The 24885-nt window shown below is 71.4% G+C and carries 26 protein-coding genes and 1 pseudogene; 23 read left to right on the forward strand and 4 right to left on the reverse strand.

Going from position 1 to position 24885, the window contains the following annotated elements; genetic code table 11:
• Window position 1: 1 nt before the first annotated feature.
• The 13 genes from ABG090_RS05000 (at window position 2) to ABG090_RS05060 (ending at window position 9750) form a co-directional block, all read left to right on the forward strand.
• On the forward strand, window positions 2–238 hold the full coding sequence (locus tag ABG090_RS05000; RefSeq protein ID WP_347756969.1) for an RNA-binding protein: 237 nt from the start codon (window positions 2–4) through the stop codon (window positions 236–238).
• Window positions 239–245: 7 nt separating this feature from the next.
• On the forward strand, window positions 246–866 hold the full coding sequence (gene rimM / locus ABG090_RS05005; protein ID WP_347756971.1) for a ribosome maturation factor RimM: 621 nt from the start codon (window positions 246–248) through the stop codon (window positions 864–866).
• A 3-nt stretch (window positions 867–869) separates the two neighbouring features.
• Entirely contained in the window at window positions 870–1577 is a 708-nt protein-coding gene (gene trmD, locus ABG090_RS05010; RefSeq protein ID WP_347756973.1) for a tRNA (guanosine(37)-N1)-methyltransferase TrmD, read from the forward strand.
• 51 nt (window positions 1578–1628) lie between these two features.
• Window positions 1629–2249 (forward strand): hypothetical protein, encoded by a 621-nt coding sequence (locus ABG090_RS05015; RefSeq protein WP_347756975.1) that lies wholly within the window; start codon window positions 1629–1631, stop codon window positions 2247–2249.
• Between the two features lie 178 nt (window positions 2250–2427).
• Window positions 2428–2775 carry a 50S ribosomal protein L19 gene (gene rplS / locus ABG090_RS05020; protein ID WP_347757494.1) on the forward strand — a complete coding sequence of 116 codons (348 nt, stop codon included), beginning with the start codon at window positions 2428–2430 and terminating at the stop codon, window positions 2773–2775.
• Between the two features lie 134 nt (window positions 2776–2909).
• Window positions 2910–3686 (forward strand): signal peptidase I, encoded by a 777-nt coding sequence (gene lepB, locus ABG090_RS05025; protein ID WP_347756977.1) that lies wholly within the window; start codon window positions 2910–2912, stop codon window positions 3684–3686.
• A complete protein-coding gene (locus tag ABG090_RS05030; protein WP_347756978.1) occupies window positions 3686–4312 on the forward strand; it encodes a ribonuclease HII in 627 nt (208 codons plus the stop codon). The genes lepB and ABG090_RS05030 overlap by 1 nt, the downstream gene beginning before the upstream one ends.
• Window positions 4313–4437: 125 nt before the next feature.
• Window positions 4438–4761 (forward strand): DUF2469 domain-containing protein, encoded by a 324-nt coding sequence (locus ABG090_RS05035; RefSeq protein WP_347756980.1) that lies wholly within the window; start codon window positions 4438–4440, stop codon window positions 4759–4761.
• An 80-nt stretch (window positions 4762–4841) separates the two neighbouring features.
• Entirely contained in the window at window positions 4842–5195 is a 354-nt protein-coding gene (locus ABG090_RS05040) for a YraN family protein (protein WP_347756982.1), read from the forward strand.
• A complete protein-coding gene (locus tag ABG090_RS05045; RefSeq protein ID WP_347756984.1) occupies window positions 5192–6718 on the forward strand; it encodes a YifB family Mg chelatase-like AAA ATPase in 1527 nt (508 codons plus the stop codon). The genes ABG090_RS05040 and ABG090_RS05045 overlap by 4 nt, the downstream gene beginning before the upstream one ends.
• Complete coding sequence (gene dprA / locus ABG090_RS05050; RefSeq protein ID WP_347756986.1) at window positions 6715–7956, forward strand: DNA-processing protein DprA; 1242 nt, start codon at window positions 6715–6717, stop codon at window positions 7954–7956. Before ABG090_RS05045 ends, dprA begins: the two co-directional genes overlap by 4 nt.
• Window positions 7953–8846, forward strand: a complete 894-nt coding sequence (locus ABG090_RS05055; protein WP_347756988.1) for a metallophosphoesterase — start codon at window positions 7953–7955, stop codon at window positions 8844–8846. Before dprA ends, ABG090_RS05055 begins: the two co-directional genes overlap by 4 nt.
• 1 nt (window position 8847) lies before the next feature.
• Window positions 8848–9750 carry a tyrosine recombinase XerC gene (locus tag ABG090_RS05060; protein WP_347756990.1) on the forward strand — a complete coding sequence of 301 codons (903 nt, stop codon included), beginning with the start codon at window positions 8848–8850 and terminating at the stop codon, window positions 9748–9750.
• 139 nt (window positions 9751–9889) lie between these two features.
• On the opposite strand, the pseudogene ABG090_RS05065 reads toward ABG090_RS05060, so the two are convergent.
• Window positions 9890–10309 (reverse strand): annotated as a pseudogene (locus tag ABG090_RS05065) (M23 family metallopeptidase); the annotation flags it as partial.
• A gap of 176 nt (window positions 10310–10485) precedes the next feature.
• On the opposite strand from ABG090_RS05065, the gene rpsB reads away from it, so the two are divergent.
• The 8 genes from rpsB (at window position 10486) to ABG090_RS05105 (ending at window position 16228) form a co-directional block, all read left to right on the forward strand.
• Complete coding sequence (gene rpsB / locus ABG090_RS05070; protein ID WP_347756992.1) at window positions 10486–11424, forward strand: 30S ribosomal protein S2; 939 nt, start codon at window positions 10486–10488, stop codon at window positions 11422–11424.
• Window positions 11425–11435: 11 nt separating this feature from the next.
• Entirely contained in the window at window positions 11436–12263 is an 828-nt protein-coding gene (gene tsf / locus ABG090_RS05075) for a translation elongation factor Ts (RefSeq protein WP_347756994.1), read from the forward strand.
• Between the two features lie 120 nt (window positions 12264–12383).
• Window positions 12384–13097 carry a UMP kinase gene (pyrH, locus tag ABG090_RS05080; protein ID WP_347756996.1) on the forward strand — a complete coding sequence of 238 codons (714 nt, stop codon included), beginning with the start codon at window positions 12384–12386 and terminating at the stop codon, window positions 13095–13097.
• Between the two features lie 44 nt (window positions 13098–13141).
• On the forward strand, window positions 13142–13696 hold the full coding sequence (frr, locus tag ABG090_RS05085) for a ribosome recycling factor (protein ID WP_347756998.1): 555 nt from the start codon (window positions 13142–13144) through the stop codon (window positions 13694–13696).
• Window positions 13697–13718: 22 nt separating this feature from the next.
• The gene (locus tag ABG090_RS05090; RefSeq protein WP_347757000.1) at window positions 13719–14648 is read left to right on the forward strand and encodes a phosphatidate cytidylyltransferase; all 930 of its coding nucleotides are present in this window, start codon (window positions 13719–13721) and stop codon (window positions 14646–14648) included.
• A 22-nt stretch (window positions 14649–14670) separates the two neighbouring features.
• Window positions 14671–15228, forward strand: a complete 558-nt coding sequence (locus ABG090_RS05095; RefSeq protein WP_347757002.1) for a DivIVA domain-containing protein — start codon at window positions 14671–14673, stop codon at window positions 15226–15228.
• A gap of 47 nt (window positions 15229–15275) precedes the next feature.
• Window positions 15276–15944: a lytic transglycosylase domain-containing protein gene (locus ABG090_RS05100; RefSeq protein WP_347757004.1), complete on the forward strand. Its 669-nt coding sequence runs from the start codon at window positions 15276–15278 to the stop codon at window positions 15942–15944.
• The gene (locus ABG090_RS05105) at window positions 15944–16228 is read left to right on the forward strand and encodes a hypothetical protein (RefSeq protein WP_347757006.1); all 285 of its coding nucleotides are present in this window, start codon (window positions 15944–15946) and stop codon (window positions 16226–16228) included. The genes ABG090_RS05100 and ABG090_RS05105 overlap by 1 nt, the downstream gene beginning before the upstream one ends.
• A gap of 18 nt (window positions 16229–16246) precedes the next feature.
• On the opposite strand, the gene ABG090_RS05110 is transcribed toward ABG090_RS05105, so the two are convergent.
• A complete protein-coding gene (locus tag ABG090_RS05110; protein ID WP_347757008.1) occupies window positions 16247–17314 on the reverse strand; it encodes an AI-2E family transporter in 1068 nt (355 codons plus the stop codon).
• Window positions 17315–17499: 185 nt separating this feature from the next.
• Between ABG090_RS05110 and ABG090_RS05115 the strand changes: the two genes are divergently transcribed.
• Window positions 17500–19395, forward strand: coding sequence for a hypothetical protein (locus ABG090_RS05115; RefSeq protein WP_347757010.1), 1896 nt, complete (start codon window positions 17500–17502; stop codon window positions 19393–19395).
• Between the two features lie 11 nt (window positions 19396–19406).
• The gene (locus ABG090_RS05120; RefSeq protein WP_347757012.1) at window positions 19407–20339 is read left to right on the forward strand and encodes a tetratricopeptide repeat protein; all 933 of its coding nucleotides are present in this window, start codon (window positions 19407–19409) and stop codon (window positions 20337–20339) included.
• 182 nt (window positions 20340–20521) lie between these two features.
• Here the strand turns inward: ABG090_RS05120 and glgB are convergent, their stop codons facing one another.
• A complete protein-coding gene (gene glgB, locus ABG090_RS05125) occupies window positions 20522–22837 on the reverse strand; it encodes a 1,4-alpha-glucan branching protein GlgB (RefSeq protein ID WP_347757014.1) in 2316 nt (771 codons plus the stop codon).
• A complete protein-coding gene (locus ABG090_RS05130; protein WP_347757016.1) occupies window positions 22834–24852 on the reverse strand; it encodes an alpha-1,4-glucan--maltose-1-phosphate maltosyltransferase in 2019 nt (672 codons plus the stop codon). Before ABG090_RS05130 ends, glgB begins: the two co-directional genes overlap by 4 nt.
• Window positions 24853–24885 lie beyond the last annotated feature (33 nt).

Consider the following 24885-nt stretch of genomic DNA (forward strand, 5'->3'; position numbering starts at 1 on the left):
CATGCTGCGCGATGCACTCGAGCACCTGGTGAAGGGGATCGTCGATCGCCCCGATGAGGTGCGCGTGGGCGCGCGCGACACACCGCGCGGCGAGGTCCTCGAGGTGCGCGTGCACCCCGAGGACCTCGGCCGCGTCATCGGGCGCCGCGGTCGCACTGCCGGCGCCCTGCGCACCGTGATGGGTGCGCTCCCCGGAGGACGCCGCGTCCGCGTGGACGTGGTGGACACCGATCGCTAGGCCCGCCGTGCCCGCGCGCACACAGCTGCGCGTCGGACGGCTTGCACGGGCCCACGGGCTCAAGGGCGCGATCAAGGTCGAGCTCTACACCGACGATCCCGGTCGACGCTTCGTCCCGGGCGCGCGGTTCGCGCTGCAGGTGCCCACGTCGTCGAAGTGGCACGGCAAGTCGCTCGAGTTGCTCGAGCTGCGCGTCTACAACGGCAGCCCGGTCGCCTTCTTCGAGGGCGTCACCGACCGCACCGAGGCCGAGTCCCTCGTGAAGGCGGTGCTGTGGGTCGAGCAGGATCCCACCGAGCTCCCGGTCGAGCCGGACGCCTGGTACGTGCACCAGCTCGCCGGCCTCGAGGTCTGGCGCGATGGCAGCCGCATCGGCCGCGTCGTGCGCGTCGACGCGATGCCCGCGCAGGACATGCTGATCGTCGACCACGGCGGCACCGAGGTCATGGTGCCGTTCGTGAAGGCGATCGTGCCGGAGGTCGACCTGCGAGCCGGCCGCCTCACCGTCACGCCGCCCCCTGGGCTGTTCGAGGAGCTCGAGCCCGACGACGACGCGTCGCCCGAGGCGGAGGCCGACGCGGAGGCGCCCGGCGACGCTGACGGGGCAACGGCCTCCGATCAGGCGTAGGCCATGCGGATCGACATCGTCACGATCTTCCCCGAGTTCTTCGGGGTGCTCGACGTCTCGCTGCTCGGCAAGGCCCGCCGCGAGCGGCTGCTCGAGCTCGGCGTGCACGATCTGCGTGCGTGGACGCACGACCGGCACCGCACGGTCGACGACACGCCGTACGGCGGCGGCGCCGGCATGGTGATGAAGCCGGAGCCGTGGGGCGAGGCGCTCGACGAGCTGCTCGGGGCCGACGAGGCCGCGGATGCGGTGGTGGTGTTCCCGTCCCCGGCGGGCGTGCCCTTCACGCAGGCGCTCGCGCGCGAGCTGGCGGCCGAGCCGCACCTGGTCTTCGCGTGCGGCCGCTACGAGGGCATCGACGCCCGCGTCGCCGACTACGCCGCGACCCGGGCGCGCGTGCTCGAGGTGAGCCTCGGCGACTACGTGCTCAACGGCGGCGAGGTCGCTGCGATGGCGATGATCGAAGCGATCGGGCGACTCGTCCCCGGCGTGGTCGGCAATCCCGACAGCCTCGTCGAGGAGAGCCACGAGGCCGGGCTGCTCGAGCATCCCTCGTACACGAAGCCGCAGGTGTGGCGGGGGCTCGAGGTGCCCGCGGTGCTGCGCAGCGGCAATCACGCGCACGTCGCGGCGTGGCGGCACGAGCAGGCGCTGGAGCGCACCCGGCGCGTGCGGCCCGACCTGCTCGCGCGCGACGACCACGACCGCTAGCCCTCAGCGAACACTGCGGCGGCACGCGACCTCGCTCGGTAGCCTCGACGCATGGCAACGAGCACCTCGCAGCAGCGCAGGCCCCGGCGGCACCCCGTGCTGCGCGCGGGCTTCTGGGTGTTCGCCGCGTCGATCGTCGTGCTGCCGGCGTGGATCATGTTCGGTCGCGCACTTGCCGGCGCTCCGCTCGGCGACGCGCTGCTGCTGCAGGCCTTCCTCGGGCCGGGCCTGGCGATCGCGATCGCCCTGGTGGTCGGCATCACCGCCGCGCGCAAGGAGGTGCGCAGGCCCAGGGCCATCACCTGGCGCGATCTGCGCCTGGTCGGTCCGTGGCTGCTCGTCATCGCGCTGCTGGGCTTCACCGTGGTCGATTCCGCCGCCGGTCGGACGGGCAGCGCGCTCACCGCGTGGTTCGGCGACGGCTGGCTGACCGCATCGCAGTCGTTCACCGCGATCGGCATCATGGCGACGATCCTCGGCGGGATCGTGCTCTTCTGGCTGCAGGCGCTGGCGCTCGGCCGCGAGACCAGGCGCCGCGTCGAGCGCGTGGTCAGTGACCTCCAGGCGCCGCTGCTCGAGCAGCGGCCGCGCGAGGCGGATGCCTCGTTCGAGCGCCTCGACGGCCCGCAGGAGGGCCGCGTGATCCGCATCGAGGACGATCCGCAGCGCTGAGACCGTCGGCCGCGCTGGTGAGCGTGGTCAGCGTGTGGCAAGATAGTCCCTCGGTGCCACTTGCGGCGTCGCCTTCAGGGGCGGCCTCTGCCACAGGGGAGCAAACGCGAGGCACCGCCTTTCGAACTTCTATCCAAGACGCGGTCGGCCTGTGGCGGCTGCAGAGAGCGACATCGCCATGCACATCCTCGACAAGGTCGACGCAGCAAGCCTCAAGTCCGACATCCCTGACTTCCGCCCCGGCGACAACGTCAAGGTGCACGTCAACATCATCGAGGGCTCGCGCTCGCGAGTCCAGGTGTTCCAGGGCGTCGTGATCGGCCGCTCGGGTCACGGCGTGCGCGAGACGTTCACCGTCCGCAAGGTCTCCTTCCAGGTCGGCGTCGAGCGCACCTTCCCGGTGCACTCGCCGGTGGTCGACAAGATCGAGGTCGTGAGCCGCGGCGACGTGCGCCGTGCGAAGCTCTACTACCTGCGCGGTCTGCGCGGCAAGGCGGCCAAGATCCGCGAGAAGCGCTTCAACTGAGCATCGCGGTGAACGGGGTCGGCATCACGCCGGCCCCGTTCCTGCGTTCGACGCCGAATCGTGATGCAACGCGGGCAAGCGCGGCCGATGGGCGCGCGCTGCGCGCCTAGACTTGCGACGGCGAAAGGGCGGGGATGACGCATTCGGTCGGGGCCGGCGAGGCGAGCCGCAGCGACGGCACTGCCCGCCGTGGACGCGGCGTGCTGCTGTTCCTGCGCGACATCGTCGTCATCTTCCTCGTCGCGCTGCTGATCTCGTTCCTGGTCAAGACGTTCCTCATCCGACCGTTCTGGATCCCGTCGGAATCGATGAACGACACGCTGCAGGTCGACGACCGGATCATCGTCAGCCTGCTGACGCCGACGGTCGTCGCGGTGGAGCACGGGGACGTGATCGTGTTCGAGGATCCAGGCGGCTGGCTGCCCGAGCAGCAGCAGGAGCCCGAGACCGGCATCGCCGGAACCCTCGACTGGTTCCTGACGTTCGTGGGCCTCGCGCCCGAGGACGAGCACGGCTACCTCATCAAGCGCGTCATCGGGCTGCCCGGCGACACCGTGGAGTGCTGCAACGACTTCGGGCAGCTGCTCGTCAACGGGGTGCCCATCGACGAGCCCTACCTGCGTCTCGACCAGCAGGGCCAGCCCGCGAGCTCGATGACGTTCGACGTCACCGTCCCCGAGGGCAACCTGTGGGTGATGGGCGACAACCGCAACCACTCGGGCGACTCGCGCGCCCACATGGATGCGCCCGGTGGCGGATTCGTGCCCATGCAGTCGGTCGTCGGTCGCGCCATCGTCATCTCCTGGCCGGTCGAGCGCTGGACCTGGCTCGACGACTATCCGCAGTCGTTCGTCGGTGTCGAGCCCCAGGGGGCGGAGAGCCGGCTGCACCCGCCGCAGGCGGCGCGCTGATGGCGGTGTCGCCCAAGCTCGAGGTCGAGCAGGGCCTGTGGGCGCACGCGCCATGCGTGATCGGCATGGACGAGGTCGGCAGGGGAGCGCTTGCGGGGCCGGTGAGCGTCGGCGCCCTCGCGCTCGGCGCCGATTGCGGTCCGTGGCCAGAGCATCTGCGCGACTCGAAGACCATGACGCCGCTGCGCCGCGCCGCCACCGCACCGCACGTGCGAGCGTGGGGCGTGAGCGCGGTCGGGCACGCATCCAACGAGGAGATCGACCGCCTCGGGCTCACCGTGGCGCTCGGGCTCGCGGGCAGGCGGGCGCTCGTCGGCCTGCACGCCGCAGGCATCGACGTGCCGTCCTCCGCCATCCTGCTCGACGGCACCTTCGACTGGCTCGCCCCGGCGCTCCGCGCGCCGCTGCGCACGACGCTGCGGGCGAAGGCCGATCGCGACTGCGCCTCGGTCTCGGGCGCGGCACTGGTCGCGAAGGTGGAGCGCGACGACCGGATGGTCGAGGCCGACGCCCAGCACCCCGGCTACGGGTGGGCATCCAACAAGGGCTACGGCTCGGCCGCGCACATGTCGGCGATCGCGACGCTCGGCCCGAGCGCGCTGCATCGGCAGACCTGGCTGCACTGAGCCGGCTGCGCTGCGCCGGCTGCACTGAGCCGGCTGCGCTGCGCCGGCTGCACTGCGCTGGATGCACTGAGCCGGCGGCACGTGTGCGGACGGTCCCTCGGGGCGATGGGCCATAGGATGGCGGCGTGGAACCCGAGGACATCGAAGACTACGACCGCGAGGTCGAACTCGCCCTGTTCAAGGAGTATCGCGACGTCGTCGGCATGTTCAAGCACGTGGTCGAGACCGAGCGCCGCTTCTACCTCGCGAACGACGTGAAGATCACCCGCCACGACGCGGGCACCGACTTCTACTTCGAGCTCGAGCTCACGGACGTCTGGGTCTGGGACATCTACCGCTCCGACCGCTTCATCAAGTCCGCGCGCATCCTCACCTTCAAGGACGTCAACGTGGAGGAGCTCGCCTCGCGCGATCTGGAGCTGCCGAAGGACCTCGCGATCGAGGAGTGACGGGGCGGCTCCGGCCGACTTCTCCACAGGCGGGCGCCGCGTCCGCCCGCGCATCCGTGCGCCTGGGCTTTCCTGCGCTCATGCGAGCGAAGGATCGGCTGGGCCTGGACGGCGAGGCAGCCGCGAGCCTGCACCTCGAACGAGCGGGCATGCGCATCGTCGACCGTCGCTGGCGCTGCGCCCACGGTGAGCTCGACATCGTCGCGGTCGATGGCGAGACCATCGTCTTCGTCGAGGTGAAGACCAGGCGCGACATCGCCTTCGGCCACCACTTCGAGGCGATCACGCCCGCCAAGGTGCGACGGCTCCGCGCCCTCGCCGGGCTCTGGCTGCAGGCGAGCGGTGAGCGCGGGCCCGTGCGACTGGATGCGGTCGCGGTCATCGCTCCGCGCTCCGGGAGCTGGCGGGTCGAGCACCTGCGGGGCATCTCGTGAGCGGCTTCGGGCGCGCCCAGTGCGTCGCGCTCCGCGGGCTCGCGGGGATCGGCGTGCAGATCGAGGTGCACGCCTCATCGGGGCTCCCCGCGGTGGTGATCGTCGGGCTGCCGGGGCCGGCCGTGCAGCAGGCGCGCCATCGCACCTGGAGCGCCATCAGCCGCATGGGCCTGACAGCGCCCACCGGGCGGGTGGTCATCAACCTCACGCCCGCGTCGCTCCCGAAGGCGGGGACGCACTTCGATCTCGCGATGGCCATCGCGGTGCTGCGCGCGAGCGGGGTGGTGCCCGCCGACGACGGTCGCACCGCGCTGCTCGGCGAGCTGGGGCTCGACGGGCGCCTCCGCCCGGTCGCGGGCACCCTGCCGTTCGCCCGCGCCGCCGCCGAGGCGGGCATGACGCGGCTGGTCGTGCCCTCGGCTTCGGTCGACGAGGCCTCGCTCGTGGGTGGACTGCGCGTGCAGGGCGCGCCGAGCCTCGCGCACGCTGCCGCGCTGCTGGGCGCCGAGCTGGACCCTGCACCGGTCGACCCCGTTCCGGGCGATCCCGTGCCGCAGCGACCGCACGAGACCGTGGACCTGGCCGACGTGGTGGGCAATCGCGACGCGGTGGAGGCGCTGGAGATCGCCGCGGCCGGAGCCCACCACCTCATGATGGTGGGCCCGCCCGGTGCCGGGAAGACCATGCTCGCCATGCGGCTGCCGGGCATCCTCCCGTCCCTCACGCAGCAGCAGGCGCTGGAGGTCGCCTCGCTGCGATCGCTCTGCGGGGTCGCGGTGCCGTCAGCGCTCGACCTCGTGCCGCCCTTCGAGCATCCGCATCACACCGCCACCGGGGTGGCGCTCATCGGCGGCGGCTCTGGCGTGATCAGGCCCGGCGCCGCGGCCCGCGCCTCGCACGGCGTGCTGTTCCTCGATGAGGCGCCGGAGTTCCCCAGGGCGGTGCTCGACATGCTGCGCCAGCCGCTCGAATCGGGCACGATCACCGTCGACCGCGCGGCAGGCAGCGCGACGTTCCCTGCATGCTTCCAGCTGCTGCTGGCGGCGAACCCGTGCCCGTGCGGACTGTTCGGCACCGGGGAGTGCACGTGCGCGCCGCAGCAGCGCCGGCGCTACTTCGGCAGGCTGTCCGGCCCGCTGCTCGATCGCATCGATCTGCAGGTGCGCGTCGACCGCGCGACCGTCGGCGTGGCTGACCCGGGAGCGTCCGAGCAGCGGCGCTCGACCGCCGAGGCGGCGGGGCGCGTCGGTGAGGCGCGCGCACGAGCGGCGCGGCGGCTGCAGGGCACGGCATGGACGGCGATGGGGCACGTGCCGGGTGCGTGGCTGCGCAAGCATCTGCCGCTGGATGCGCCCCTGCTCGCGCCCCTGGAGCGGGCGCTCGAGTCGGGCGTGCTCACGATGCGCGGGCTCGACCGCGCGGTCCGCGTCGCGTGGACGATGGCCGACCTGGACGGCGCGGCCGCGCCCGCGCGCGCCCACATCGGTCGAGCGCTCGCACTCAGGAAGGGGATCCCCGCATGACGCCCGCACCCAAGCCGTTCCGCCTGGAGCTCGCGCACGTGCGAGCGGCCGTCGCGCACACGCTGCCGCCGGGGAGGCAGGAGCAGGACGATGCAGCCGTCATCGCACGCTTTGCCGCGGGCGCATGGACCGTGCTGCCCGAGCCCGGCGACGGCGTGGCCGGGCTCGTGCGCGAGCGGCTCGGCGACGTCCGCGCGCTGGAGCTGCTCGTGGAGGGCGAGGGCGCCGCGACGTGGGCGCTCGCGCTCGACGATCCGGAGATCGCACGGCTCGTCCCGGAGGCCCTCGCGCGCTGGCTGCCGCGGCTGTCCGCGGAGCGCATCCTCGGTGCCTTCTCACAGGGCGCGACCCACCGGCAGATGCTCCTCACCCGGCACGACGAGGAATGGCCGGACGCCCTCGACGACCTCGGATCGCACGCCCCGGCCGCGCTCTGGGTGCGCGGCGACCCCGGGGCGCTGCGCTCGTGCGGGCGGTCGGCGGCGCTCGTCGGCTCCCGGGCGTCCTCCGGCTACGGCGAGCACGTCACCGGCCAGCTCGCGACCGGGCTCGTCGGCCGGGGCTTCGCCATCGTGTCGGGAGGCGCGTACGGCATCGACGGCACCGCGCATCGCTCGACGCTCGCGAGCGGAGGCACGACCATCGCGGTGCTCGCGGGCGGCCTCGACCGCTTCTATCCGGCCGGCCACGACGAGCTGCTCCACCGGGTCGTGAGCACCGGGTGCGTGGTCGCGGAGGCGCCCAGCGGGGTGCCGCCGACGCGCTGGCGGTTCCTGGCGAGGAATCGCCTGATCGCGGCGCTCGCGAGCGCGACCGTCGTCGTCGAGGCCGGTCAGCGCTCCGGCTCGATCAACACAGCCGGGCATGCGGCCGCGCTCGGCCGGCCGCTCGGCGCGGTTCCCGGGCCCGTCACCTCCGGCTCGAGCACCGGCTGCCACCGGCTGCTGCGCGACTACGGCGCGGTCGTCATCGAGCGGGCCGAGCACGTGGTGGAGCTGCTCGACGGGCCCGAGGACGAGGCCGCGCCGCTCGGCGGCGTCACGAGCGACGAGGTGCGAGTGCTCGACGCGCTGAGCACCCGCGCCTCGCGGTCGGTCGACGACCTGGCGGCCCGCACCGGGATGGCACCGCGCGACGTGCGCGCATCACTGGCGCTGCTCGAGCTCGGCGGCGGCGTCGTCGAGCACCCGAGCGGCTGGCGCCGCGCGTCGCGCGGCGCGACTAGCCTGGGCGCGTGAGCTTCGGCATCCATCCAGCACCCGCGGTGGTGATCGCCCATCTGAGCGACACCCACCTGCTCGCGGGCGGCGCACCGCTCGCCGGGCTGGTGGACACCGCCGCGCATCTGCGCGCCACGATGGAGCGCGTCCGCGTCGCAGCTGCCGATGCGGATGTCATCGTCGTCTCCGGCGATGTCGCCGACCGGGGCGAGGCCGAGGCCTACGCGCTCGCGCGCGAGATCATCGAGCCGGTCGCGGCCGAGCTCGGCGCCCCGATCGTGTGGGCGGCGGGCAACCACGACGAGCGGCCGCAACTGCGCGCAGCCCTGGGGCTGGCAGGCGAGCCGACGGACCCGATCGACTCGATCGTCGAGGTCGGGGATCTGCGCATCGTCTCGCTCGACTCCAGCCTGCCCGGCTGGCACCACGGCGGCTTCGACCCCGGGCAGGCCGAGTGGCTGGCGGCGGCGCTCGCGGAGCCGCCCGCGCTCGGCACCGTGCTGACCATGCATCACCCGCCGCTCGCCTACCGCAACCGGCTCATGCGGCTGCTGGAGTTCCGCGACGAGGAACGACTGGCCGCGGTGCTCGGCGACGGCGATGTGCGCGCCATCCTCTCCGGCCACCTGCACGTCAACGGCTCCGGCACGTTCTGCGAGATCCCGGTGGTGCTCGCCGGAGCGACGAGCTATGCCGACGATCTGGGCGGGCCGCCGCCCGCCATGCACGGCATCGATGCCACGCAGTCGTTCAACCTCATCGAGCTCTACGCTGCCGGGATGTCGCACTCGGTCGTGCCCGCGCTGCACCACCCGTCGCGGGAGACGCTGCCGGCGCACGTGGTCGAGCAGGTGCTGCAGCTCGACCCGGCAGAGCGCATGGAGCGATTCAGCAGGAAGCCCGACTGACATGCGTCTCGACGCCGCCATCGACGGCTATCTCGCGCACCTGGAGCGCGAGCGCGGCTACTCGGCGAACACCGTGCGCGCCTATCGGGGCGATCTGCGCAGCCTGGCCGAGCACTGCGACGCCGCGAGCATCGACGACGCGGATGCGATCGACATCGAGACCCTGCGCGATTGGCTCTTCGCCAGCGCGGAGACCGGGATGGGCAAGGCGACCATCGCGCGTCGAAGCGCCGCCGCGCGAGGACTCAGCCGGTGGATCGCCACCCAGGGGGGCGCCGATGTCGCGGGCCGCCTGCGCACCCCCAAGCGGGATCGGCAGCTGCCGCGAGTGCTCTCCCGGCAGGCGATGGACGACGTGCTGACACGTCTCGCGGCGGCGGCCGCGGAGGGAGCGCCGACGGCGATCCGCGATCTCGCCGTGGTCGAGCTGCTCTACGCCTCGGCGCTGCGCGTCAGCGAGCTCGTGGGCCTGGACGTCGACGACGTCGACCTCGAGCGGCTGACCGTGCGCGTCGTCGGCAAGGGTTCGAAGGAACGCGTGGTGCCGTTCGGCCGGCCCGCACTCGATGCGCTGCTCGATTGGATGCGCCTGGGGCGCGCTGGGCTCGCGAATCCCGCGAAGCCCCACCCCGCACTCTTCCTCGGCGCTCGCGGCGGTCGACTCGGGCAGCGGCGGGTGCACGAGCTGGTCACGTCGCTGCTCGCCGAGCTGCCGGGCTCGGGGCCGCACGGACCCCATGCGCTGCGGCACACCGCGGCGACGCACCTGCTCGACGGCGGCGCCGACCTGCGCGCCGTGCAGGAGATGCTCGGGCACGCGAGCCTCGGCACGACGCAGATCTATACGCACGTCTCCCTCGATCGGCTCGCGAACGCGTATCGGACGGCGCACCCGCGAGCGTGAGCGCTCGCCGCGGCCGACGGCCCAGCTTCTGCTCGGCGCGCGGCAGGAGCACCGGGCGCTCGACGCCCAGCAGCGTGAGCGGATCGATGTAGGCGCCATCGAGCCGAGCTCCCAGGTGCAAGCGCGACGAACCCGGCACATGATCGGCGAGCAGCACCCCGATCTGCTGCCCCTGTGCGACCTCGTCGCCCGCCGCGACCATCGGCTCCACGGGCTCGAAGCTCGACACCAGCCCAGCAGCATGATCGATCGACACGACGGGCCGCCCCGCGACAGGCCCCGCGAATCGCACCACGCCATGCTGCGGAGCGAGCACCGCGGATCCCTCCGGTGCCGCGATGTCGACGCCGCGGTGACCGGGCCCGTACGGCGTGGCGGGCGGGTCGAAGGCTCGCACCACCTCGTGCGGCGCCACCGGCCAGGCCCAGACGGCGAGCGTAGCGACGAGGAGGAGCGTGAGCGGATGCATGACGGCATGGTGTCTCACCCGCGCAGTCGCGCGCGCTGGAGCGAGCCGCCGCGGTGGACAGCGCGGAGTGCAGGGGCGGGCGCGGGGCATGTAGCATAGGAGGGCATCGTCTATGCGATGACTTCGCGCGCCCGTCGCGACACCACTTCCACCGGTCCATCCGCCGGAGCCTCTCGTGCTCCGACAGGTGGCGGGAGCGGGTCAGGGCGCCAGGGGCACGGCCACCGGCCATGCCGACAGAACCGCAACAGAAGAAGGAGGCGGCAATGGCCGTCGTCACCACTCGCCAGCTGCTCGACAGCGGCGTGCACTTCGGGCACCAGACCCGACGCTGGAACCCCAAGATGAAGCGATTCATCTTCACGGAGCGCTCCGGCATCTACATCATCGACCTGCAGCAGTCGCTCGCCTACATCGACAAGGCCTACGACTTCGTCAAGGAGACCGTCGCCCACGGCGGCAGCGTGCTGTTCGTCGGCACCAAGAAGCAGGCGCAGGAGTCCATCGCCGAGCAGGCGACGCGCGTCGGCCAGCCCTTCGTCAACCAGCGTTGGCTCGGTGGTCTGCTGACCAACTTCAACACGGTCTCGAAGCGCCTGAGCCGCATGAAGGAGCTCGAGGAGCTCGACTTCGACGACACCACGCAGGGCTACACGAAGAAGGAGCTGCTGCTCAAGAAGCGCGAGCTCACGAAGCTGCAGAAGTCGCTCGGCGGCATCCGCAACCTCCAGCGCACGCCGTCGGCGATCTGGATCGTGGACACCAACAAGGAGCACCTGGCCGTCGACGAGGCGAAGAAGCTGGGCATCCCGATCATCGCGATCCTCGACACCAACTGCGACCCGGACGACGTGCAGTTCCCGATCCCGGGCAACGACGACGCGATCCGCTCGGTCGCGCTGCTGACCAAGATCGTGGCGGACGCCGCGGCTGAGGGCCTCATGCAGCGCCACGGTGGCGGCGACGCCGCTGCCGAGCCGATGGCCGAGTGGGAGCGCGAGCTGCTCGAGGAGCAGTCGGCAGCACCCGCCACGGACGCGCCGGCCGCTGACGAGGCTGCAGCACCCGCTGCCGAGGAGCCCGCCGCCGAGACGGCCGAGGCGCCTGCTGCCGAGGAGACCAAGGACGAGGCTGCCGAGGCACCCGCGGCCGAGGAGACCCTCGCAGAGACCACCGAGGACGCCGCAGCGTCCACGTCGAACTAAGGAGCAGCTGCATGGCCAACATCAGCATCGCCGACCTCAAGATGCTGCGCGAGCAGCTCGGCACCGGCATGAGCGACACCAAGGCCGCCCTCGAGGAGGCCAACGGCGACGTCGAGAAGGCGACCGAGATCCTGCGCCTGAAGGGCGCGAAGGGCAACGCGAAGCGTGCCGACCGCTCCACGAGCGAGGGCCTCGTCGCCACCGCCGAGAGCGACGGCGCCGTGACGATGATCGCGCTCGCGTGCGAGACGGACTTCGTCGCGAAGAACGAGAAGTTCATCGCGCTGTCGGAGCGCGTGGTCGCCGCTGTCGCGGCAGCCGGCGCGACCGACCTCGAGTCGGGCCTCGCGGCACCGGCCGAGTCCGGCACGGTGCGCTCCATCATCGAGGAGCAGGCAGCCACCATCGGCGAGAAGGTGGAGCTCACCAAGGTGACCCGCCTGGAGGGCGCCGAGCACGCCGTCTACCTGCACCGCACGTCGAAGGACCTGCCCCCGCAGGTGGGCGTCGTGGTGGCCTACACCGGTGACGACGCGGAGACCGCCCGTGCGGTCGCCCAGCACATCGCGATGTTCGACCCGCGCTACGTCACGCGCGACGAGGTCCCGACCGCAGAGGTCGACAAGGAGCGCGAGCTCGTCACCGAGATCGCGCGCGGTGAGGGCAAGCCCGAGGCTGCCCTGCCGAAGATCATCGAGGGACGCCTGACCGGCTTCTTCAAGCAGATGGTGCTCCTGGACCAGGACTACGCTCGCGACAACAAGCAGTCGGTCGCCAAGGTGCTCGAGGCCGCAGGCCTGACGGTCACGGGCTTCGCGCGCTTCAAGATCGGCGCGTAAGCACTCGATCACACGCGAAGGGCCGGGGGAGACCCCGGCCCTTCGCGTCTTGCGCAGCCGCGATCGCGGTAGGCTTCTGCACGGTCCGCGCTCGGGCCGACACCCGCAGGAGGAGCACCAATGCCAGCACAGCCGCGCCGTCGAGTCCTCCTGAAGCTCTCCGGCGAATCCTTCGGCGCCGGCAGCCTCGGCGTCAACCCAGACGTCGTGCAGGCGATCGCGCGGCAGATCGCTGAAGCGGCCGAATCGGTCGAGGTCGCGATCGTCGTCGGCGGCGGCAACTTCTTCCGCGGCGCGGAGCTGAGCCAGCGCGGCATGGAGCGCGGTCGCGCCGATTACATGGGCATGCTCGGCACCGTCATGAACGCGCTCGCGCTGCAGGACTTCCTCGAGCAGGCGGGCGCGGAGACGCGCGTGCAGTCGGCGATCCAGATGACCCAGGTCGCCGAGCCCTACATCCCGCGCCGCGCCGAGCGCCACCTCGAGAAGGGGCGCGTGGTCATCTTCGGCGCGGGCGCGGGCCTTCCCTACTTCTCCACCGACACCGTCGCCGCCCAGCGGGCGCTCGAGATCGGTGCCGTGCAGGTGCTGGTGGCGAAGAACGGCGTCGACGGCGTGTACTCGGCCGACCCGAAGCAGGATCCCGAGGCCACGCGCTACGAGGAGATCACCTACCAGGAGGCGCTCGTGCGCGGCCTGAAGGTCGTCGACTCGACCGCGTTCAGCCTGTGCATGGACAACCGCATGCCCATGCGCGTGTTCGGGATGGACGGCGACGGCCAGCTGCGCCGTGCGATCCTCGGCGAGCCGGTCGGCACGCTCGTGCGCGCCTGAGCCGCACACCCGCAGATAGACTCGACAGCGACGGAAGGAACCTCGTGATCAGCGATGTGCTGGCTTCGGCCAAGGAGAAGATGACCCAGTCGATCGAGGTCGCGAAGTCCGACTTCGCGACCGTCAGTGCGGGCCGCGCGAACGCCGCGCTGTTCCAGCGACTGAACGCCGACTACTACGGCTCGCCGACGCCGCTCGTGCAGCTGGCGTCGTTCCAGCAGCCCGACGCGCGCACGCTCGTCATCACCCCGTTCGACAAGAGCGCCCTCAAGGAGATCGAGCGCGCGATCGTCGCGGCCCCGCACCTCGGCGTCTCGCCGCAGAACGACGGCAACATCGTGCGCATCGTGATGCCCGAGCTGACCGAGGACCGCCGCAAGGACTACGTGAAGATCGTCAAGGACAAGGCCGAGCAGGCGCGCGTCGCCGTGCGCAACGTCCGCCGTCAGGCGATGACCGATCTGGAGAAGCTCAAGGGCGATGTCAGCGACGACGAGATCTCGCGCGCCGAGAAGGAGCTCGAGGCCGCCACCAAGCAGACGATCGACGGCATCGAGGACGCGCTGAAGAAGAAGGAAGCCGAGCTCCTCGAGGTCTGATCGGGGACGCAGAGTGCGACGCATGCGACGGGAGCATCGGAGCGCCGCCGAGATCGAGGCGCAGATCCAGGCGCAGATCCACGCCGCCAGGGATCAGATCGAGGCGACCCGCGAGCGCGTGAACAAGCGCACCGGCCGCAACCTCGCTGCGGCGGTCGTCATCGCGATCGTGCTGGGTGGCACGCTGCTGGTGAGCCTGATCTTCGTCAAGACGCTCTTCATGGTCTTCGCGACCGTGCTCATCGGGTTCGCCCTGTTCGAGCTCGCGAGCGCGCTGCGGTTCGCCGGGCGGGATGTGCCGCGCGTGCCGCTCGTGCTGCTCGGCTGCGCCATCGTCCCGGTCACCTGGTACCTGGGCGCCGCGGGCATGTGGTGGTCGACGCTGGCCGCGATCGCCATCGTCGCGGTCGTCCGCGTGGTCGAGCTCGCCGACCCGTCGACCCGCACGGGCGCCGGCGCTGTCTTCGCCGACGTGGCGGCCGGTGCGCTGTGCATCGTCTACGTAGTCGTGCTCGGGGCGTTCGCCGTGCTGCTGACGTCGCAGGACGGCGGCGAGTGGTGGATGCTCGCGATGATCGCGATGACGACCGTGATCGACACGGGCGCCCTCGCCGTGGGCATCTGGCTCGGCAAGCACAAGCTCGCACCCCGCATCAGCCCCGGGAAGACCTGGGAGGGACTGCTCGGCGGCGCCGCGTTCGCGATCGCGGCCGGCGTGCCGCTCTCCATCTGGATGCTCGGGCAGCCGTGGTGGTTCGGCATCATCCTCGCCCTGCTGCTGGTGACGACCGCGACCGTCGGCGACCTGGCGGAGTCCATCATCAAGCGCGATCTGGGGATCAAGGACATCGGATCCTTCCTGCCGGGTCACGGCGGATTCCTGGACCGGCTGGACTCCGTGCTGCCGAGCGCGGTCGTCATGATGGCGCTGTTCCAGATCACGCACGCGTGATCCACGGGCGCACGCTGGCATGATGGAGACGATGAGCACGTTCCCCAGAGCCCGGCGGTCCCAGCCGGGCTACGACATCGAGCAGGTCGAAGACTTCCTCGAGGACGCTCGGCGCGCCTACGCCACCGATGCCAGGGCTGCCACGGCCATCGACTCGTCAGCGATCCGGCGCACCAGCTTCACGATGCAGAAGGGCGGCTACTCGCCGGCCCACGTGGATGCGGCGCTCGAGCGGCTGGAGGAGGCGTTCGCCCGCCGGGAGCACGAGCGGGGCGTCGTCGAGCACGGCGAGGCCGCGTGGTTCGCCAAGGTGCGCGAGCGCGCCGAGGCTGCGCTCGCGACGCTCACTCGGCCGGACGGAGAGCGCTTCCGGCGCGTCAGCCGCATCTCTCGGGGGTACCGCGTCGCCGAGGTCGACCGCTTCGCCGACCGGATTGCCGAGTACCTGCAGGACGGCCCGGAGCTGACGGCGCGCGAGGTGCGCACGGTGCAGTTCGACGCGCAGTTCGGCGGCTACGACGAGGACGAGGTCGATGCGCTGCTCGACACCGTCGTGAGCCTGATGCTCGCGGTGCGCTGACCGAGACCCCTCGGCTTCGTTACCGTTTCGTGATAACCTCGCTCCTCGTGTTCACCCGACCTGCCACCGCCTCCGCGCGCTCGACGCGCACCCGCGGCGTGCTCTCCGGGCTCTCATTGCTCGCAGCCGCCGGCTTCGTGCTCGTGACGCTGGCCGCGAGCCCGAGTCCGCAGGTGATGGCCGACCCGGTCGAGCTGCCCAGCGAGCAGCGGCCCGGGCAGGCGCTCGACGCGGTCACCGGCGAGCAGGTCGCGCTGCTGCGCGACCAGGTCATCGTGCACACGCCGACCCCCACGCCCACGCCGACCCCCGAGCCGGTCGCTGCCGCGGCGCCGAGCGCCGCCGCCAGCGAAGCGAGCAGCAGCGCCAGCAGCGCCCCGTCGATCGCCATCCCGCGCGTCGCCGCCCCCAACCCCGGGAGCGCGCAGGCGATCGCCCGCGACATGGTGAGCGCCCGCGGCTGGGGCGACGACCAGTACTCCTGCCTCTACAACCTCTGGCAGCGCGAGTCGAACTGGAACGTCTACGCGCAGAACCCCTCGAGCGGCGCCTACGGGATCCCGCAGGCGCTCCCGGGGTCGAAGATGGCGACCGCGGGCGGCGACTGGCAGACGAACCCCGTGACGCAGATCAGCTGGGGCCTGGGCTACATCGCCGGTCGCTACGGCAACCCCTGCGGTGCATGGGCGCACTCCGAGTCGGTCGGCTGGTACTGATGCCGGGGCGGCGGCCGAAGCGCCGCGCACAGCCCTATGTGCCGCTCGACGTCGACCGCCTGATGCATGGTGCCGCGCGCACCGAGCGCCGCAGCTCAGGCGAGTGGCACGTGCAGCCGATGGCCGCGACGAGCGCGGTGAAGGACTACGTGTGCCCGGGATGCGGCGGCACCGTCACGCAGGGCACCGCGCACCTGGTGGTCTGGCGCGCGGACTCGATCTTCGCGGAGCGCGCCATCGAGGATCGACGCCACTGGCACACGGGCTGCTGGCGCGCGCACTGACGGCTGCGCAGCAGGGCGCTATCTCGCGTCCTGCCGAGGTATGACGACTTCCTTCAGGATCAGCTGGATCGCCGCGGCGACCGGGATGGCGACGAGCGCGCCCAGGATCCCCAGCAGCGTTCCGCCGATGAGCGCGGAGAGCACGACGACGACGCCGGGCACCTTCACCGCCCGATTCATGATCTGCGGGCTGATGACGTACGCCTCGACCTGCATGTAGACCGCGTAGTAGATCGCCACCGGCAGCGCCGTCTGCGGGCCGTCGAGCAGCAGCACCAGCAGCGAGATGAGGACGGATGCCGAGATGGTGCCGACGAGCGGGATCGTCGACGCGATGAGCGCGATGAAGGCGTAGACGACGGCCAGCTCTGAGCCGACGATCGAGAGCATGATGAACGAGAGCACGCCGTTCAGCAGACCGAGCGCGCCCTGGCCGAGCACGAAGCGGCCGACCGACTTCATGATCTGCTCCGCGATCTCGATGAACTTCGGCCGCGAGGAGGCCGGCACGAGGCGGTACATGCCCGACTTCAGCGCCGGAAGCGAGCCCGTGAAGTACAGCATCAGCACCACGACGATCAGCAGCCCGCCGAGCGCGAAGGCCACCTGACCGACGCCGCCGACGATGGCGGCTGCGATCTCCGCCACCCACGGCGGCAGGCTTGACCAGGTGTCGAAGTCGGAGAGTGCGCCGGCCAGCTGCGCGATCGTGCCGTCGACGTCGAACTGCGGGAACGTGTCGCGCACCCAGTCGAGCACGCTCTCGAAGGCTCCGCCCTCGATCTCGGCGACGATCGACTCCACCAGCAGCGTGAACTGCGCCACGATGGTCGGCACGATGAGCCACACGGCGCCGACGGCGATGCCGAGGATCAGGACGAAGACGATGAGCACGGCGGCCCAGCGCGGCAGTCCGCGCCGGAGCAGCAGCTGGATGAGCGGCTCGACGCCCAGCGCCAGGAAGATGCCGGCGAACGCCCACAGGAGCACGGTGCTGATCTGCTGGATCCCGGCGCCGATGGCGAGCGCGAGCAGCACGCCGAGGCCGCCGACCAGACCGAGCAGAAAGCCGTTCCTGATGTTCACACCCGAATCCTAGGGTGCCTGGGCGGGCGTCCCTGAGCGGCGCGCTGGCACCCGCGATGGCGCCCGGCGGCACCATTCCGGTACCCTGGAGGCTTGCCTGCCGGGCGCGGTCCGCTCCTTGCGATCCGTGCATGCCCGGGAGAGCGTGAAAGGACCCCTGACTCGTGCGATACATCCTCGCGGCCGTGAGCCTCGTGATCTCGCTCATCCTGCTCGGCCTCGGCATCGGGCAGCGCACCATCTGGGCGCCTCCCGAATCGATCGTGTCGCAGCTCGAGCAGAGCACCGATGCGCAGGTCATCGTCATCACCGGCGCGACGATGAACGAGCACGACGGTCGGCAGAGCGTGTCGATCGCAGGCGAGGGGCCGGTGACCGCCGTGGTCGGTCGCGATCACGATGTGCTCGGCTGGCTCGGGGAGAGTGCGCACGCCGTGGCGCAGCTCGATGAGAGCGCGCAGCTCGTGCTCGACGAGCAGTCCGGCGACAGCGAGGCGCTGCCGCCGATCGCTGGCAGCGACCTCTGGATCGAGGAGTACGCGGCCGCGGACGACCTGCAGTTCGACATCGACCTGCCGATCGGCTTCTCGATGCTCATCCAGGGGGAGCCGGGCAGCGCGGCACCGGCCGACCTGCGCGTCGAATGGCCCTTCGATGCCAAGACGCCGCTGTTCGGACCGCTCATCACGGCTGGCCTGATCTTCCTCGCGCTCGCGCTGCTGCTGTTCCTGCTGGCGCTGCGCCGCCATCGACGCCGTCGCGGTCCGCAGCGACGCTCGCACCGAGACCTCTCCCGTGCCGAGCGGCGACAGCTCAAGCGCGACGCTCGCGCTGGTCTGCCGCGGCCCGAGCGCGCGCTCGAGCCCGGCGCCGACCGGGAGGCGATCGAGGCGCCCGCCGCCGACGCGCCCGCCGCCGACGCGCCCAGCACCGACGCTGCCAGCACTGACGCGCCCAGCATCGACGCCGCGGACGAGGCACCCCGGGAGGCTCCGCGCGAGGGCAGAGCGGAACGCCGAGCCCTGCGCCGGCCGCGCCGATTCGGAATGATCGCCCTGCCGCTGCTCGCTTCCTTCGCGCTCGCCGGCTGCGCGCCGCAGTACTGGCCCAGCGCCGACCCGAGCGAGAGTGCCGTCGAGCCCACGCCCTCGACCCTGGAGGAGACGCTGCCGCAGGTGGCGCTCACCGAGAACCAGTTCACCCGTGTGCTCGACGACACCCGCGCCGTGGTCGCCGAAGCCGACGAGCAGCGCTCCGCCGAGGTCGCGCAGCGGCGGGTCAGCGGCCCGGCGCTCGCGGCTCGCGCCACCAACTACGAGGTGCGTGATCAGAACGCCGAGCTCGCCGCCATCCAGGGCATCCCCGACGGTGAGGTGCAGCTGCTGCTGCCGCAGCAGACCGAGGTGTGGCCGCGCACGGTGATGGCCGTCGTCGGATGGCAGGACACCGCGCAGGCGCAGGCCGCGCTGGTCTTCGAGCAGACCGATGCGCGCAGCAACTACCGCCTGATCTACCAGATGACGCTCGCCTCGGGGGTGCAGCTGCCAGCAGTCGCGAGCCCGACGATCGGTGCCGCGAGCCTGCCGGGCGACACGCCGCTGCTGCTGCACCGACCGACGCAGGTCACCGCGGCATACGCCGATGTGCTGCTGAACGGCGACGATTCACCCTTCGCCTCATGGTTCCAGGCCGATGGCGACGCGCTCCGCGAGCAGATCGGTCGCGCCTGGAAGGACGAGCAGCGTCAGCTGCCCGAGTACGAGCTCTCGGAGCTGAACTGGTCGTGGAGCGAGGACGACCAGCCGCCGCACATGCTCGTCACCAATGACGGCGGAGCCATCGTCGCGACGTCGTTCAACGAGACCCAGCGGACCACGCCGGCGGAGGAGGGCGTGGAGATCAGCACCGCCGATGGCGCGGGCATCCTCGCCGGCGTCGAGTCCTCCGGGCGCGGCATCGAGACCACGTACCAGATCCAGGTGCTCTTCGCGGTGCCGCCGGCGGATGCGCCCGAGGGCTCGCAGATCCAGATCGTCGGCTATGCGCAGTCGCTGCTGGACGCCAAGGAGGTCGAGGAATGATCCCAGAGTCCATGCCCGCTTCGATCGCGGGGGCCGTCGACCTGTCGGCGCTCGCCGCGCGGCACGAGCAGGCGGCTGCGCCGCAACCGACGGCGTCGGACGGCGGTGCGCCCGGCGTGGTGATCACGATCACGGACGCCGATCTGCCCACGCTGGTCGAGCTCTCGAACCGGGTGCCGGTGATCGTCGCGATCGTCGCCGAGTGGAGCGAGCCGAGCCAGCAGCTGCTGCCCATGCTCGAGCGACTCGTGGTGGCGCAGCGCGGCAAGCTCGTGCTGGCGAAGGTCGAGGGTGAGCGCAGCCCGCAGATCACGCAGGCCTTCCAGGCGCAATCGGTGCCGACCGTCGCGGCTGTCATCGGCGGACGCCCGGCGCCGCTGTTCACGGGCTCGCTGCCCGAGGAGCAGCTGCAGGACGTGCTGGCCCAGGTGCTCGAGTTCGCCGGGCAGCAGGGCGTCACCGGCGCCGTGCCCACCGCCGAGGCGCCCGCGGGTGAGGACGACGACGCGGCGGAGCCCGCGGCACCGCCCGTGCCGCCGCTCCACCAGGAGGCCTACGACGCGATCGATGCTGGCGACTTTTCGGCTGCCGTCGCCGCGTTCGAGAAGGCGATCGCGCAGAATCCGCGCGACAGCGAGGCGATCGCAGGACTCGCCCAGGTGCGCCTGCTCGCGCGGCTGCAGGGGAGGACTGCCGAGGAGATCCGCGCGGCCGCCGCTGCCGCGCCCGGCGATGTCGAGGCCCAGATGCTGGTCGCCGATCTCGATCTCTCGGGAGGGCATGTCGAGGATGCGTTCCTGCGCCTGCTCGAGCTCATGGGGTCGCTGTTCGGCGACGAGAAGCAGCACGTTCGACTGCGACTGCTCGACATGTTCGAGATCGTCGGCGTCGACGACCCGCGCGTGAACGCGGCGCGCAAGCGCCTGACGACGCTGCTGTATTGAGTTGAGCGCGCAGCACGCAATGCGGCGAAGCCGCGTTGCGTGCGGAGCGCTCAAGGTCGAGGAGGGTGCGGCCGAAGGCCGCGACCGTCGCGAGACCTGGCGCGGCTTCGGTCTCGTGACGCGCGCGGCCTGCGGCCGCGCGCTCCTCGAGCTGAGGAGGCGCCGGCCGCAGGCCGATTGGACTATCGCGTCTTCGGCTCGGTCGCGCGGGGCTTCAGGATCAGGCCTGCGAGCGGGGGCACCGTGATGGTCGCCGATGCGGGTCGGCCGCCCCACGGCTCCGCCACGGCGTGCACGGTGCCGAGGTTGCCGAGCCCCGAGCCGCCGAACTCGACCGCGTCGGAGTTCACCGCCTCCGCCCACTCGCCGGCGAAGGGCAGACCCAGCCGGTAGCCCTCGATGGGACGTCCCGAGAAGTTCACGATCGCCGCGACCGGGTCGCCATCGGCGCCCCAGCGGAGGAACGCGACGAGGTTGTCGGCGGAGTTGCCGCCGTCGATCCACTCGAAGCCGCCCGGCTCGTTGTCCCGCAGCCACAGGGCCTCGGTGTCGCGGTACAGGCGGTTGAGCTGCGACACGAGCGACATCAGCCCGCGGTGCACCGGCTGGTCGAGGATCCACCAGTCGAGCCCGCGCGCCTCGCTCCACTCGCTCGGCTGCCCGAACTCCTGGCCCATGAACAGCAGCTGCTTGCCGGGATGCGCCCACATGAAGGTCAGGTAGGCGCGCACCGACGCGAGCTTCTGCCACTGGTCGCCCGGCATCTTGCTGAGCAGTGAGCCCTTGCCGTGCACGACCTCGTCGTGGCTGATGGGCAGCAGGAACTGCTCGGAGAAGGCGTACAGGAACGAGAAGGTGATGTCGCCGTGGTGGTGCGAGCGGTACATCGGGTCGACCGCCATGTACTGCAGCGTGTCGTGCATCCAGCCCATGTTCCACTTCAGGCCGAAGCCGAGGCCGTCCGCATCGGTCGGCTTGGTCACGCCCGGCCAGGAGGTGGACTCCTCGGCGATCATGATGGAGCCGGGGCAGCGGCGGTAGACGGTGGCGTTGACCTCCTGCAGCAGCGAGATCGCCTCCAGGTTCTCGCGCCCGCCGTGCACGTTGGGCAGCCATTCGCCATCGTTGCGCGAGTAGTCGAGGTAGAGCATCGAGGCGACCGCGTCGACGCGCAGCCCGTCGATGTGGAACTCCTCCATCCAGTACACGGCGTTCGCGACCAGGAAGTTCTTCACCTCCGGTCGACCGAAGTCGAACACGTGCGTGCCCCAGTCGGGCTGGTCGCCGCGACGCGGGTCGGGGTGCTCGTAGATCGCGGAGCCGTCGAAGCGCGCCAGTGCCCACTCGTCCTTGGGGAAGTGGCCGGGGACCCAATCCATGAGCACGCCGTAGCCGGCGCGGTGCAGCCGGTCGATGAGGTAGCGCAGATCGTCCGGGTGGCCGAAGCGGCTGGTGGGCGCGAAGTAGCCCGTCACCTGGTAGCCCCACGAGCCACCGAAGGGGTGCTCCGCGAGCGGCATGAACTCGACGTGCGTGAAGCCCGTCTCCTCGAGGTGCTCGATGAGCGCATCCGCCATCTCGCGGTAGCCGAGTCCCGGGCGCCAGGAGCCGAAGTGCAGCTCGTAGACCGACATGGGGGAGTTGTGCGGGTCGCGCGCGGCGCGGGAGCGCATCCAGTCGTCGTCGCTCCAGGCGAAGCGGCTCGTGCCGACCTTCGACGCGGTCGCGGGCGGCACCTCGGTGTAGCGCGCCATCGGGTCGGCCCTGGTCACCCAGCCGGAGTCGGTCAGGATCTCGTACTTGTAGGCGCTGTGCTCGAGGTCGCCGGGCACGAACAGCTCCCAGACGCCCGATGCGCCCATGGAGCGCATCGGGTGCGAGCGGCCGACCCAGTCGTTGAAGTCGCCGATGACCCGCACGGCGCGAGCGTTCGGCGCCCAGACGGCGAAGGAGGCGCCGGCGACGCCCTCGTGCTCGCGCAGACGCGAGCCGAGCACCTGCCACACCTGCTCGTGGCGACCCTCGCGCCACAGGTGCAGGTCGAGCTCGCCGAGCGTGGGCGTGAAGCGGTAGGGGTCCTCCGACTCCCAGCTGCTCTCGCCGCCGTAGTCGGTGCGCAGTCGGTACGGGCGGATGTCGCCGGGCACCCGTGCCTCCCAGAGTCCGTGCCCGAGGTGCTCCATCGGCACCTCGTCCTGCCCGGTCGTGGTCTCCACGAGCACGCTCACGGCCTGCGCGAGGTGCCGGACGGCACGGACCACGTGGGCCGGCTCGGCCTGATCGCCAGCGGACGACGTGGTGGCTCCGGCGACGCTCGCGCCCTTCGCGCCCTTCGGCCGCTTCGCCCCCTTCGCAGGCGGCGCAGCCGGCGCAGGAGGCGCGGCCGGCGCGGGTGGCGCGGCCGCCGCGCGCGGCTCGACGTGCGCGCCGAGCCAGTCGTGCGGCGCGGGGTGCGCGCCGGCTGCGAGCTGCTGGATGGTGTCCTGGTCGAGCATCATGCCCCCGATCGTCGCACGCGGATCACGTGCGCTGGCTCCACGAACGCGTCGAGGCGCACGAAGTTGTGGTCGCTCCACTGCCACGTCTCACCGCTGATGAGGTCGTGAGCCTCGAAGCTCTCGCCCGGCTGCAGGCCCAGCGCGGTGAGGTCGAGGTGCACGGTGGTCTCGCGCGCCGAGTGCGGATCGACGTTGGCGACCACCAGGATGGTGTCGCTCTCGCCGCTGTCGGTGAAGCGGCCGTCGAGGTGCTTCGAGTAGACGAGCACCGCGTCGTCATCCGACCAGTGCACGTCGAGCGCCCACAGCTGGCGGATCGCCGGATGCGCAGCCCGGATCTCGTTGAGCTTCGTGATGTACGGGGCGATCGTCGTGCCGTTGCGCTCGGCACGGTCCCAGTCGCGCGGCTTGAACTCGTACTTCTCGTTGTCGATCGCCTCTTCGGCGCCGGGGCGCGCCACATCCTCGATCAGCTCGTAGCCGGCGTACATGCCCCAGGTGGGCACGGCCGTCGCCGCGATCGCCGCCCGCACCTTGAAGGCGGGGACGCCGCCGAACTGCAGGTACTCGGTGAGGATGTCGGGAGTGTTGACCCAGAAGGCGGGCTTGAACCACGCGGCCTGCGTGCCGGTGACCTCCTGCAGGTACTCCTCCAGCTCCGCCTTCGTGTTGCGCCACGTGAAGTAGGTGTACGACTGCTGGAAGCCGACCTTGCCGAGCGCCTGCATCATCGCCGGCTTCGTGAAGGCCTCTGCCAGGAAGACGATGTCGCCGTGCTTCGCGTTCACCTCGCCGATCACGAGCTCCCAGAACCACAGCGGCTTCGTGTGCGGGTTGTCGACTCGGAAGATGCGCACGCCGCAGTCCACCCACTGGTCGATGATGCGCAGCACCTCGGCGACGATGCCCTCCGGGTCGTTGTCGAAGTTGACGGGATAGATGTCCTGGTACTTCTTCGGCGGGTTCTCGGCGAAGGCGATCGTGCCGTCAGGAAGCGTCGTGAACCACTCCGGGTGCTCCGTCACCCACGGGTGATCCGGTGCCGCCTGCAGCGCGAGGTCCATCGCCACCTCGAGTCCCTCGTCCGCCGCCGACCGCACGAAGGCGCGGAAGTCGTCGATCGTGCCGAGGTCGGGGTGGATGGCGTCGTGGCCACCGTGCTTCGACCCGATCGCCCACGGGCTCCCGGGGTCGCCGGGCTGCGGCGTCAGCGTGTTGTTGGGGCCCTTGCGGTTGATCTCGCCGATGGGGTGCACGGGCGGCAGGTAGACCACGTCGAAGCCCATCGCCTTGACCGCGGGCAGGCGCTTCGCCGCGGTCGCGAAGGTGCCGCTCTGCCAGGTGCCGTCGGCGCGCTGCACGGCGCCCTCCGAGCGCGGGAAGAGCTCGTACCAGGCGCCCACGCCGGCGCGCGTGCGCTCGACGCGCAGCCGCAGGGTGTCGGATTCGCTGACGAGCGAGCGGGGCCGGTGGCGGTCGACGGCGGCGAGGATCGCCTTGTGGTTCACCGCTGCCCAGCGCTGCATGATCGGCACCGCGCTATTCGTGAGCGCCACCGCGGCGCCGGTCAGCAGCGTCGCGTCCGCGCCCGTGGCGCTGTCGGCCGCGCGGTCGAGCAGCTGGGCGCCCATCGTCGCCATGAGCTCGGCGTCGATGTCGGCGGCGATCTTGATCTCGGCGTTGTGGTGCCACGTGGCCCATTCGTCGGCCCATGCCTCGACGTGCCAGCTCCACATGCCCTGCTCGTCGACGAGCGCGAGCGCGCGGTGGCGGTCGAGCCCGTCGTGCAGCGGCTCCATGGGGATGCGCTGCGTCGTGCCGCCGGGGGACTGCAGCACGAGGGTGACACCGATGCGATCGTGGCCCTCGCGGAAGGCCACGGCAGAGAACGGCACGACGTCGCCGACCACCGCCTTCGCGGGGAACCGGTCGTCGGGCTGCTGCGGATACAGGTCGAGCACCGGGATCCGGCCGGAGAGGATGGTCGTGCGCTGAGTCTCGGGTGTAGTCGCCACCCCACAAACCTACTCACCGCGATGCACAAGCGG

Origin of the sequence: Agrococcus sp. ProA11 (genome assembly GCF_039880525.1) — a bacterium.
GTDB lineage: Bacteria > Actinomycetota > Actinomycetes > Actinomycetales > Microbacteriaceae > Agrococcus > Agrococcus chionoecetis.